Here is an 11,877-nt window from a genome sequence, read left to right as displayed (position 1 = left end):
TGGGTGCCGCCTAGAACGGGATGTCGTCGTCGGAGGAGCCGGAACCGACCACCGCGAACGGGTCGGCGGCCTGGGTGATCGACCGTAGCGTCTCCGACGGGGCGCGGCCCGCCTCGGAGACCCGGGTGGCCCAGGCCGGGAACGGGAACTCCAGGCAGAGCGGCACCGGGATGTCGGGCTGGTTGACGAACATCGTGCCCGGCTTGGCCAGCAGCGCCCGCTGCCGCTGGGCGGGCGGGAGGAAGCCGTACTCCGGGCGGGACGCCTCGGCCGGGTCGAGCCGGCCGACCACCCGGATCGCCGAGTTGGTGACGATCCGCCGTTCGACCTCACTGGCGGTCTGCTGCGCGCCGACCAGGATCACGCCCAGCGAGCGGCCCCGCTCGGCGATGTCGAGCAGCACCTCCTTGATCGGCGACGAGCCCTCGCGCGGGGCGTACTTGTTCAGCTCGTCGAGCACGACGAAGAGCAACGGCTTGGCGGTGCCGGCCTTCTCCTTGCGCTCGAACTCGCTCTTGAGCGTCACGCCGACCACGAAGCGCTGCGCGCGGTCCGGCAGGTTGTGCAGGTCGACCACGGTGACCTGGGCGCTCTCCGCGGTGTTGATCGAGTGCGGGCGGCGGGTGGCCAGGTCGCCCCGGATCAGCCTGCCCAGGTCCTTCTTGCTGCCGATCAACCGGCGGGCGAACGCGTTGACGGTGCCCAGCCCGACCGCGCTGCCGGCCCAGTCGCCCCGGGTCTCGTCGTCGTTGAGCTGCTCGACCACGTGGTCGACCAGATCCGCGTAGGAGCCGAGCCGCACCCCGTCGATGCTCACCCCGCCGTCGGCCGGCTGGGCGTACCGGGCCAGGTGGGCGGCGACCGAGTGGACCACCATCGTGTACTGCTGGCGCTCGTCGTCGGCGTCGGCGAACACGTAGGGCAGCAGGCGGTCGGCGCAGAACTCGGTCAGCGTCCAGTAGAAGCTGTCCACGCCGGTGAGCCGGCTGCTCACGTCGGGGGTGCCGGAGGAGTCGCCGACCCGGGGCGGCGCGTAGACCCGCACGTCCGGGAATGCGCCGGCGTCGAGGCCGAGCTTCGCGTACGCCGCGCGGGTCGGGTCGTCGAGCCGGCTGTTCGGGTGGTCGAGGAAGAGCAGGTCCTCGCCCTTGACGTTGAAGATCAGCGCCTTGGCGTTGACCGCGTCGCCGCCGAGCACACCGGAGCGGAACACCGAGTAGAGCAGGAAGGTGGCGAAGCTGGTCTTGGTGGCGACACCGGAGATGCCCGAGATCGACACGTGCGCGCCCCGGGTGCCGTCGAGGAAGTCGGCGTTGAGGTAGACCGGCACCCCGTCACGGCCCATCCCCATCGGGATCCGCCGCTCCATCCGGTCGAAGTGCAGCGCCCGGGCCCGGGCGTCACCCTCGGCCCGGTGCACCACCGCGCCGGGGGTCGGCGGGACGTAGAACTCCGGGTCGACCCGGGTGGTGGTGACCTCGGCGGCCTCCTGCACCTGGGCCGGCAGCGTGCCGTCGGCGATGGCGAAGACGTCGGAGTCGAACTGCGCCCCCTCGTGCCGGGCGCGCACCTGGGTCACCACCCCGGCGATGGTCACCGGCTCGCGGTCGGGCAGCTCGCGGCGGGTCACCACCACGTCGTCGAGTTGCAGGTAGCTGCCGGGGGCGACGGCCGTCCAGAAGGTGAGCGGGGTGGCGTCGGCGGTGCCGAGCACCCGGCCGACCCCCTCGCCGGGCCCGTCGAGCTGGTCGTCGGTCATCGGCTGTCTCCGGTCGGCTGGTCGTACCGTTGGCGGTGCACGTCGTGCATCCTGCCTGAGGGATGCGACAGGTTGCCACGCGACGCGGCGGACGCCACGCCGGCTGTGCGCCCGGCGGTAGCCACGCGGATCCGGCCGACCACGGTGCGTGCCATTCCCGCCCCACCCCGCCGATCGGCGGGAGATCCTGCAGAGGAGCGGCAGAGCGGGGGAGCGGACGTGTGGTCGACGCGACGGCGGGTGGTCGGGCTGCTCGCGCTCGCCGTGTCCCTGCCGGCGGTCGAGGAGGCGGTCCTGGTCGCGGTCCGGTTCCACGCCGCCCGGGGGATGGCGCCGCAGGTCACCGCCGTTTGGCCGTACGACTCGTACCACGACCTGCGGTGGCTGTTGGTCTACCACGACTCGTGGCTGACCTTCTGGGCCGGGCTGGTCGCCCTGGTGCTGCTCCGTGGCCTGCTCTCCGCGCTGCTGACGTGGCTGGCCTGGCCGGACACGGCGCCGCGACCGTCGCGGCGCTGGCTGCTGCGGCGCAACCTGGAGGTCGCCGTGGTGGCCGCCGCGGTGGTGTCGCCCTGGGCCGCGCTCTCGGTCGCGTTCTCCGCGGTGGCGCTGTCCTGGTACCTGTTCGCCTCGCTCGGCCCGATGCTGCTCACCGCGCCCTTCCTGGCCCGGGCCGGGGTGGTGGACCGCTGGTGGCGCGGGCTGCCGACGATCGAGCTGTTCGGCTGGTCGACCCTGAACTTCGCGGTGCTCACCCTGGCCGGCGCGCTGATCTCCAGCGTCCCCGGTTGGTGGGCGGTGCCGCTCGCGGGGCTGGCCGGGGTGGCGAACGGGCTGCTCTGGCTGCGGACCGTGGCCGCCGCGGCGCTGCCCGCCCGGGTCCACCTGCCCCGGTTCCCGGCCGCGCCGATCGCGATCGCCCTGGCCGTGGTCGGCGCGGTCTGGGCCGAGTCGTTCATCGGCGTCGCCGCCGGCGGGCGGGGCCCGTGGCGTCCGCCGGTCCTGTCCCAGCGACTGCCCGACCGGGTGCGCGAGGCGGTGATCGTGCTCGGCGGGCACGACTCGCGGTGGGACGGGGAACCGGCGGCCGACCCTCGGGTGGAGCGCTTCTCCTACCGGGGGCTGGATCGCTCCGGCCGGCCCCTGCCGTACCGGCCGGAGGCGACCCACCAGTCGTTGGACGCGAGTGCCGCGCTGCTCGCGGCGCACGTCGAGGCGCTGCACCGCCGGACGCGTCGGCCGATCGCGCTGGTCGGGCAGAGCGAGGGCGCCATGGTGGCCCGCGCCTTCCTGGACAAGCTGCCGCGCGGGCCGGTGACCGCCGTGGTGATGTTCAGCCCGCTGGTGCAGGCCGGTCGGACCTACTACCCACCCCCGGGGTACGAGGGCTGGGGCGTGGCCACCGGTTGGCAGTTGCGGGCGCTGTTCTGGCTGGCCAACCTGCCCCGACCGGTGAAGGACTACCCGGACGAGGAGTTCGTCCGGTCGATGCTCGTCGACGCCGCGTTCTACCGCAACCGCACGCTCTGCCCGGTGCCGGGCGTCCGGATGATCGCCTTCCTGCCCACGGTGAGCGCCGCGGAGGCGCCGCCCGGCGAGTACACCCACGTGCCGGTCTACCAGCAACCCGCGTTCCACGGCGGGCTGGTCGGTCAGCGGGCCGTGCAGGACCAGGTGATCCGGTTCCTGGCGGGCGAACCGGTCGACCACCCACGCCGGGAGTACGACCTGCTCCAGCGGCTCGGCGCGGCCTGGCAGGCGCCGTCGCTGCTGCTCACCGACAACCCGGTGTGGTCGGCCACCCGGGAGGGGGACCCGGCGCGGACCGGCCGGGTCTGCCAACCGCGTTGATCACCCGGTCCGCGGCATCCGGTGGTGGCGCAGCAGCAGCCGGAGCGCGGCCCCGTCGAGCGCGACCACGACGACCGTCCGGACCGGCGCGTACGGCAGGAGCAGCAGGTCGACCGCGACCGCGGGCAGGACGCAGCAGATGGTCAGCGGCACCGTCCAGCGCTGCCCGGTGAACACGGCCAGCCCGGCGAGGAGCACCGCCGCGCCGACCGCGAGGTGTGCCTCGGCCCAGCCACCGAGGTCGACCTGGTAGACCCCGTCGGCGGTGGTCACCGCGAATCGGGCGTGGCCGGTGTGCACCCAGGCCGACACGGCGTCGACCAGGCCGGCGGCGGTGAGCAGCCCGGCGGCGAGCAGCGGTCGGCCCGGCGGACCGGCGTCGAGTCGCTCCGTGACCCCCATCGCCCCAGGCTAGGGCCGGGACGGCCGGCCGGGTGGCAGGTCCGGGCACCCGCCGGCGCCCCCGGGTCCGGGCGGTGCCGGCCGGTTCCCCGGGAGTGTGCCCGCGGCCGGTGCGGATCACCGGGGCCGTCCGGCTGCGCCCGCCACCTCGTCGTACCCGGGCCGGCGCGGGCGCCCGGTGCGGACGTGGCGGGCCGCTCCCGTCCGTGGGCGCGGTCAGCGCCTCGTCCCCGAGCAGGCCCCGGCCCGGCGGCGGGCCGGGTTCAGGCGGCGGGTGCGGCCCCGGCGGGCGGCGGGTCGCCCGGGTCGCGGGCGTAGCGCAGCATCAGCGTGCCGTCGCCGGCGGCCAGCACGTGGCGCAGCGGCAGGTGGCGCGGGACGCTGCCGTCCCCGGCGGTGATCCGGCCGGGTCCGGCGCCGGCGAGCAGCGGCGCCACGGTCAGGCACAGCTCGTCGACCAGGTCGGCCGCGGTGAGCGCGCCGAACAGGTGCGGTCCGCCCTCGCAGAGCACCTGCCCCAGGCCGCGACGGCGCAGCTCGGCCAGGCCGGCGGCCAGGTCGACGCGCTCGTCGCCGCACCGCAGCAGGTCGGCCACCTCGGTCAGTCCGGCCGGTGCCTCCGCGCCGGAGCGGGTGAGCACCAGCGGCCGGACCGGGGCGTCGGCGAAGCAGGCCTGGGCCGGGTCGAGGTCGAGCGAGCCGGAGACCACCACCAGGGTGGGGAACTCGGCCAGCCCCCGCTCGCGACGCCAGGCCCGTCGCTCGGCGCTCAGCCGGACCGCGCGGTAGCCCTCGTGGCGCAGCGTGCCGGCGGCCACCAGGAGGCCGTCGCAGAGCATCCGCAGCAGCCCGAACACGCGCTTGTCCGGCTCGCCGGAGAGCCCGGCCGAGTAGCCGTCCAGGGTGACCGCCCCGTCCGCGCTGGCGACGAAGTTGACCCGCAGGTGCGGGTGGTCGGCGCGGCCGTAGAGCGCGGTGAGCTGCGGGTCGGTCAGCGCGCCGGTGACGGGTGCGGGCCAGATCCGTTCGATCGGGCTTCCGACGCTCATTCGCCGGCCGGACCGGTGACCGGCGGGGTGGGTTCGGGGGTACGGTGCTGGCAGTCGCACCACTTCCGGCCAGGACAGTCGTCGTGCCGCCGCTCCCGGCAGGCTCGGCAGATCATGCCGGCAGCCTATGCCGAGGAAGGATGGGACCGCGTGTCGCGTCAGATCTTCCAGCTGATGGTGTCGCTGGCCGGGGTCCGGCCGCCGGTGTGGCGGCGGGTGCTCGTGCCCGGCGGCTACACCCTGGACCGGCTGCACCGGGTGCTCCAGCACGCGATGGGTTGGCGCGACTGCCACCTGCACTCGTTCGACGTCGACGGGCGGCAGTACGGCGAGCCCGATCCGGACGGCGAGCTGGCGCTGCGCGACGAGTTGGACGTCCGGCTGGACGCGGTGGTGGGCAAGGGCGACCGGTTCCGCTACACCTACGACTTCGGCGACTGGTGGGAGCACGACCTGGTGGTGGAGGACGTCTGCGCCGCCGACCCGGACGAGCGTTACCCGGTCTGTCTGGACGGGGAGCGGGCCTGCCCGCCGGAGGACGTGGGCGGCCCGGGCGGCTATGCCGTCCTGCTGGCCGCGCTCGCCGATCCGGCACATCCCGAGCACCCGGCCATGCGGGAGTGGGCCGGTCCGGCGTTCGATCCGGCCGGGTTCGACCCGGACCGCGCGACCGTCCTGTTGCGCCGCTGCTGCTGACCGCGCCCCCGGGATTCCGGCCCGGGGGATGACGCGGTAACGAAATGGGAACGCTCCCACCGGTCTATTGACACCCCTGACACCTGCCGGCAATCTCATGGGAGCGCTCCCGCGAGTGGCGTCGGTCTCATCCCTGCCTCCTCCGGTTCGCGCGACACGCACCCCCCACCACACAGATATCGCCTCACCACCGAAAGAGGGGTCTCGGATGAGCGTCCCAATCCGCCGTCGGCAGCTCGCGGCCATCGCGCTCGCGTCCGTCGCGGTGCTCGCCACCGCCACCGCCTGCGGCGACGACTCGTCGGACAGCGGCGACAGCAGCGGTCCGGTGACCCTGGTCGTCGACGTCTTCGGCGATCAGGGCTTCGGCTACGAAGAGCTGTACAAGCAGTACGAAGCCGACCACCCGAACGTCAAGATCCAGGAGCGCGGCAAGGGCCTCGGCCTGGGTGACTACAACACCCGCCTGACCCAGCAGATCACCGCCGGGTCGGGCGCCGGCGACGTGGTGGCCCTGGAGGAGGGCACCATCGTCCAGTTCTACGCGCAGGCCGACAAGTTCGTGAACCTCGCCGACCACGGCGCGAACGACCTCAAGGGCAACTTCCTGCCGTGGAAGTGGGAGCAGGGCACCACCCCCGACGGCAAGGTGCTGGGCCTCGGCACCGACGTCGGCTCGATGGCGCTGTGCTACCGCAGCGACCTGTTCAAGGCCGCCGGCCTGCCCACCGACCGCGAGCAGGTCGGCGCCCTCTGGCCCACCTGGGACCAGTTCATCGCCACCGGCCAGAAGTTCGCCGCCGCCGACAAGAAGCACAAGTTCGTCGACTCGGCGACCAACTTCTACAACGTGGTGCTGATGCAGATCGCGGGCCAGGGCACCGGCTACACGTACTACGACAAGAGCAACAAGATGGTCATCGACCAGAACCCGGACGTGCAGGCGGCCTACCAGCTGACCACCAAGATGATCGCCGCCGGGCTGTCGAACAACCTGCAGTCCTTCTCCAACGAGTGGAACGCCGGGTTCAAGAACGGCACCTTCGCCACCATCGCCTGCCCGGCGTGGATGACCGGTGTCATCAAGGGTCAGGCCGGTGACGCGGCGGCCGGCAAGTGGGACGTCGCCAAGGCCCCGGGCAACGGCGGCAACTGGGGCGGTTCGTTCCTCGGCGTGCCGAAGTCGAGCAAGCACCAGAAGGAGGCCGCCGAGCTGGCCAAGTTCCTGACCAGCGCGCAGGGCCAGATCGGCGCGTTCAAGGCGGTCGGCAACCTGCCGTCGAACCCGCAGGCGCTGACCGACCCGGCCGTGGCCGACTCGACCAACGACTACTTCAGCAAGGCCCCGGTCGGCAAGATCTTCGCCGCCGGCGCCACCGACCTGAAGCCGGTCTACCTCGGCCCGAAGAACAACGCGGTCCGCACCGCCGTGGAGAACACGCTGCGCGCCGTCGAGCAGGGCAAGTCGGCCGACGAGCAGTGGCAGGCGGCCCTGAAGAACGGTGCGGCCGCCGGTAAGTGACCCGGCTGAGCCGCCCGCGGGTGGCGCCGGCAGCCCCGCGCTGCCGGCGCCACCCGCGGTGCCCGCAGAGCCCGGCGTCGCCCGTGTGGCGGGTGACGCCGGCCGAGGAGAAGGACTCCCCATGAGCCTCGACCTGCACGCCACGGCGCCGCCCGAGCCCGGTCCGCCGCGCGCCGCCCGTCCCGCGCACCGTCGCGCCGCCTCCGCGACCAAGCTGGACCTGAAGTACTCGCCCTACCTGTACGTCCTGCCGTTCTTCCTGATCTTCGCGGTGTTCAGCGCGTATCCCATCGCGTACACGGTCTGGATCGCGTTGACCGACCGGTCCCCGCTGAACTCGACGATCTCGTTCGTCGGGCTGGACAACTTCGTCGAACTGATCACCGACGACCCGCAGTTCTGGAACGCGGTGGTGAACACGTTCGGCATGTTCGTGCTCTCCACCGTGCCTCAGCTGCTGCTGGCGCTGATGCTGGCCAACGCGCTGAACCGGAAGCTGCGCGCGCAGACGTTCTTCCGGATGGCCATCGCGATGCCGATCATCACCTCGACCGCGGTGGTCGCGCTGATCTTCTCGATGATCTACGCCAAGGACTTCGGCCTGGTCAACTGGCTGCTCGACAGCATCGGCCTGGACCCGATCGACTGGCGGGCGAACCGCTTCGCCTCCTGGTTCGCCATCTCCACCATGGTCGACTGGCGCTGGGTCGGCTACAACGCGCTGATCTACCTGGCCGCCATGCAGTCGATCAGCAAGGACATGTACGAGGCCGCGGCGCTGGACGGGGCCTCCCGGCGGCGCCAGTTCTGGTCGATCACCGTCCCGCAGCTGCGTCCGACGATCATCTTCACGCTGATCATCTCGACCATCGGCGGGCTCCAGCTCTTCACCGAGCCGTTGCTGTTCACCAGCGGCTCGGGCGGCCTCTCCGGCGGCTCGGAGGGGCAGTTCCAGACCATCACGATGTACCTGCTCGACGTGATGAACCAGCGCTTCCGGTGGGGGTACGCCGGGGCGGTCGCGCTCGTGCTCTTCGTGCTCATCGCGCTGATGTCGACGGTCAACTACCTGCTGGCCCGCCGCATCAGCTCCGACAAGTGAGGTGACGAGATGACGACCACCACGCTTCGCCCACCCACCCGGCCGACCGCGCCGGCGAAGGCCACCCACCAGGCCGAGCGGCTCTGGAAGGCCAGCCCGCTCACCTGGTTCGGCCTGGTCCTCGGCGTGATCCTGTCGCTGTTCCCGTTCTACTGGATGATCGTGATCGCCTCCCGGACGAACGACGCGGCCAACTCCTGGCCGCCGCCGTTCCTGCCCGGCGGAAAGCTCGGCGAGAACATCGAGCGGGTGCTCGCCAACGGCGACGCCAACATCGTCAAGGGGCTGCTGAACTCGTTCCTGGTCTCCGGGACGATCACCGTCGCCACGGTCTTCTTCGGCTCGCTGGCCGGCTTCGCGTTCGCCAAGCTCCGCTTCCGGGGCAAGAACGCGCTGCTGCTGATCATCCTCGCCTCGATGATGGTGCCGATCCAGCTCGGCGTGCTCCCGCTCTACATCCTGATGGCCAAGCTCGAGTGGCTGAACACCATGCCGTCGGTGACCGTGCCGTTCCTCATCGGCGGCTTCGGGATCTTCATGATGCGCCAGTACGCCGAACAGGCGGTCCCGAACGAGCTGATCGAGGCCGCCCGGGTGGACGGCTGCTCCACCTGGCGGGTCTACTGGCACGTGGTGGCGCCCGCGCTGCGGCCCGCCGCCGCGGTGCTCGGCCTGCTCACCTTCATGGAACAGTGGAACCAGTTCTTCTGGCCGTTCGTGGTGTTGGCCGACCCGTCCAACCCCACCGTCCAGATCTCGCTGCGCAGCCTCAACACCGCCTACTTCGCCGACAACTCGCAGATCTTCGCCGGTACGTTGATCGCGACCCTGCCCCTGTTCGTCGTGTTCGTTCTGTTCGGCCGCCAGATCATCGGCGGCATCATGGAAGGCGCCGTCAAGTCGTGAGCAACCCAGCCAGCCCGCCCGCCGTCGGCGTCCTCGACGGGGGCCCGGCCCTGACCTTCCCGCCCGGTTTCCTCTGGGGCGCGGCCACCGCCGCGTACCAGATCGAGGGCGCCGCGGCGGAGGGTGGCCGTACGCCGTCGATCTGGGACACCTTCAGCCACACCGAGGGTCGGACGGTGGCCGGGCACACCGGCGACGTGGCCTGCGACCACTACCACCGGATGCCGGACGACGTGCGGCTGATGGCCGACCTGGGGCTGCGGTCCTACCGCTTCTCCGTGTCCTGGCCCCGGGTGCAGCCGGGCGGCGCCGGCGGGGTCAACCAGGAGGGGATGGACTTCTACCACCGCCTGGTCGACGAGCTGCTCGGCCACGGCATCGAGCCGTGGGTGACGCTCTACCACTGGGACCTGCCCCAGCCGCTGGAGGACGCCGGCGGCTGGCCGGCCCGCGACACCGCCGGCCGGTTCGCCGAGTACGCGCAGCTGGTCGCCGACGCGCTCGGCGACCGGGTGACGTACTTCACCACGCTGAACGAGCCGTGGTGTTCGGCGTTCCTCGGCTACGGCTCCGGCGTGCACGCGCCGGGCCGCAGCGACGGCGGGGACGCGGTCCGGGCCGGGCACCACCTGATGCTCGGGCACGGCCTGGCCGTGCAGGCGGTGCGGGCGTCCCGCCCGCAGGCGCAGCTCGGCATCACGGTGAACCTCTACCCGGTCACCCCGGCCTCCGGGTCGGCGGCGGACGCCGACGCGGCCCGCCGGATCGACGCGCTGGCGAACCGGTTCTTCCTGGACCCGGTGCTGCGCGGCGCGTACCCGGCGGACCTGGTCGCCGACCTGCGCGGGATCACCGACCTCGGGCACGTCCGCGACGGCGACCTGGCGACCATCTCGACCCCGCTGGACATGGTCGGCGTCAACTACTACAGCCGGCACGTGGTCGCCGCGCCGGTCGAGGGCGCGGAGCCGGAGCCCTACTGGCGGGCGCCGTCCTGCTGGCCGGGCAGCGAGGACGTGCGGTTCGTCACCCGTGGCGTGCCGGTCACCGACATGGACTGGGAGATCGACGCCCCGGGCCTGGTGGAGACGCTGGAGCGGGTGCACCGGGAGTACACCGACCTGCCGCTCTACGTCACCGAGAACGGGTCGGCGTTCGTCGACACGGTGGCCGACGGCGAGGTGGACGACCCGGACCGGCTGGCCTACTTCGCCTCGCACCTGCGCGCGGCGCACGCCGCGATCGAGGCCGGGGTGCCGCTCAAGGGCTACTTCGCCTGGTCACTGATGGACAACTTCGAGTGGGCCTGGGGCTACACGAAGCGGTTCGGCATGGTCTACGTCGACTACGACAACCAGGCCCGGATCGCGAAGTCCAGCGCCAGGTGGTACGCCGACGTGATCCGACGCAACGGCCTGGCCGCACAATAAGCTGGGCCAGCCAGTAACGGGCGGCCCGGCACCGACGCCTCAATCGGTGCCGGGCCAGCCCGACCGTCGGAGGAGCACAGACGATGACAACGCAGCGCACCCGCTCGCTCGGGCGCCCGACCCTCGACGCGGTCGCGGCCCGCGCCGGCGTCGGGCGCGGCACGGTATCCCGCGTGGTCAACGGCTCGCCGCAGGTCAGCCCGGAGGCCCGGGCCGCCGTCCAGCAGGCCATCGCCGAGCTGGGATACGTGCCCAACCGGGCCGCCCGGGCGCTGGTCACCCAGCGGACCGACTCGGTGGCGCTGGTCGTCTCCGAGTCCGGGGAGCGGGTCTTCACCGAGCCGTTCTTCGCGGCCATCGTCCGGGGCGTCAGCTCCGGGCTGGTGGAGACGCCCATGCAGCTCTGGCTGGCCATGGTGCAGTCGCCGATCGAGCGGGAGCGGGTCGAGCACCACCTGACCAACCAGCACGTCGACGGCGTGCTGCTGCTCTCCCTGCACGACTCCGACCCGCTGCCCACGCTGCTGGAGGAGCGTGGCCTGCCCGCGGTGCTCGGCGGCCGGCCGGCCCGGATGCTGCACCCGAACGCGCAGCCGGCGTGGTTCGTCGACGTGGACAACGTCGGCGGGGCCCGGCAGGCGGTGGAGCACCTGTTCGCCCAGGGGCGCCGCCGGGTCGCCACCATCGCCGGCCCGCAGGACATGGGCGCCGGCCTGGCGCGGCTCTCCGGCTACCAGGAGGCGGTGCGGGCCGCCGGGGGCACCGTCGACCCCGGGCTGATCGGGTACGGGGACTTCAGCGAGGGCAGCGGCACCGCCGCCATGCGCCGGCTGCTGGAGACGTGCCCGGACCTGGACGCCGTCTTCGTCGCCTCCGACCTGATGGCGTTCGGCGCGTTGCGCGCGCTGCGCGAGGCCGGCCGGCGGGTCCCCGAGGACGTGGCGGTGATCGGCTTCGACGACGCCCCGATCGCGCGCCAGGCCGAGCCGCCGCTGACCACGGTGTTCCAGCCGGTGGAGGAGATGGGCCGGCAGATGGCCCGCCTGCTGGTCTCCCGCATCCGGGGCGACGAGGTGCCCTCGCCGCACGTGCTGCTGGACACCGAGCTCATCCACCGCGCCTCCGCCTGACCCCGACCGCCGCGCGGGCGGCCGGGGCGG

10 protein-coding genes are annotated in these 11,877 nt (G+C 72.7%); 7 read left to right on the top strand and 3 right to left on the bottom strand.

Features of this window, described 5'->3' with window-relative positions; all coding sequences use genetic code 11:
• Positions 1 to 10 precede the first annotated feature (10 nt).
• Positions 11 to 1,759, bottom strand: a complete 1,749-nt coding sequence (locus tag CO540_RS10880) for an ATP-binding protein (protein ID WP_091579317.1) — start codon at positions 1,757 to 1,759, stop codon at positions 11 to 13.
• A gap of 219 nt (positions 1,760 to 1,978) precedes the next feature.
• On the opposite strand from CO540_RS10880, the gene CO540_RS10875 reads away from it, so the two are divergent.
• Entirely contained in the window at positions 1,979 to 3,610 is a 1,632-nt protein-coding gene (locus CO540_RS10875; RefSeq protein ID WP_099161941.1) for a hypothetical protein, read from the top strand.
• On the opposite strand, the gene CO540_RS10870 is transcribed toward CO540_RS10875, so the two are convergent.
• The gene (locus tag CO540_RS10870; protein WP_099161940.1) at positions 3,611 to 4,012 is read right to left on the bottom strand and encodes a hypothetical protein; all 402 of its coding nucleotides are present in this window, start codon (positions 4,010 to 4,012) and stop codon (positions 3,611 to 3,613) included.
• A gap of 263 nt (positions 4,013 to 4,275) precedes the next feature.
• On the bottom strand, positions 4,276 to 5,061 hold the full coding sequence (locus CO540_RS10865; RefSeq protein WP_099161939.1) for a pyrimidine reductase family protein: 786 nt from the start codon (positions 5,059 to 5,061) through the stop codon (positions 4,276 to 4,278).
• Between the two features lie 150 nt (positions 5,062 to 5,211).
• Here CO540_RS10865 and CO540_RS10860 point away from each other — a divergent pair, with 150 nt between their 5' ends.
• The 6 genes from CO540_RS10860 (at position 5,212) to CO540_RS10835 (ending at position 11,847) form a co-directional block, all read left to right on the top strand.
• Positions 5,212 to 5,757: a plasmid pRiA4b ORF-3 family protein gene (locus tag CO540_RS10860; RefSeq protein ID WP_172967825.1), complete on the top strand. Its 546-nt coding sequence runs from the start codon at positions 5,212 to 5,214 to the stop codon at positions 5,755 to 5,757.
• 208 nt (positions 5,758 to 5,965) lie between these two features.
• The gene (locus tag CO540_RS10855; protein WP_099161937.1) at positions 5,966 to 7,279 is read left to right on the top strand and encodes an ABC transporter substrate-binding protein; all 1,314 of its coding nucleotides are present in this window, start codon (positions 5,966 to 5,968) and stop codon (positions 7,277 to 7,279) included.
• Between the two features lie 121 nt (positions 7,280 to 7,400).
• Positions 7,401 to 8,381, top strand: coding sequence for a carbohydrate ABC transporter permease (locus CO540_RS10850; RefSeq protein WP_099161936.1), 981 nt, complete (start codon positions 7,401 to 7,403; stop codon positions 8,379 to 8,381).
• Positions 8,382 to 8,390: 9 nt separating this feature from the next.
• Complete coding sequence (locus tag CO540_RS10845) at positions 8,391 to 9,287, top strand: carbohydrate ABC transporter permease (RefSeq protein WP_099161935.1); 897 nt, start codon at positions 8,391 to 8,393, stop codon at positions 9,285 to 9,287.
• Entirely contained in the window at positions 9,284 to 10,717 is a 1,434-nt protein-coding gene (locus CO540_RS10840; protein WP_099161934.1) for a GH1 family beta-glucosidase, read from the top strand. Before CO540_RS10845 ends, CO540_RS10840 begins: the two co-directional genes overlap by 4 nt.
• An 83-nt stretch (positions 10,718 to 10,800) precedes the next feature.
• Entirely contained in the window at positions 10,801 to 11,847 is a 1,047-nt protein-coding gene (locus tag CO540_RS10835; RefSeq protein ID WP_098745752.1) for a LacI family DNA-binding transcriptional regulator, read from the top strand.
• Positions 11,848 to 11,877: the final 30 nt, after the last annotated feature.

The organism is Micromonospora sp. WMMA2032 (assembly GCF_002688545.1).
Taxonomy (GTDB): domain Bacteria; phylum Actinomycetota; class Actinomycetes; order Mycobacteriales; family Micromonosporaceae; genus Micromonospora; species Micromonospora sediminicola.
The sequence above is the reverse complement of the archived record's forward strand: the minus strand, read 5'-3'. Positions and strand labels throughout refer to the sequence as shown.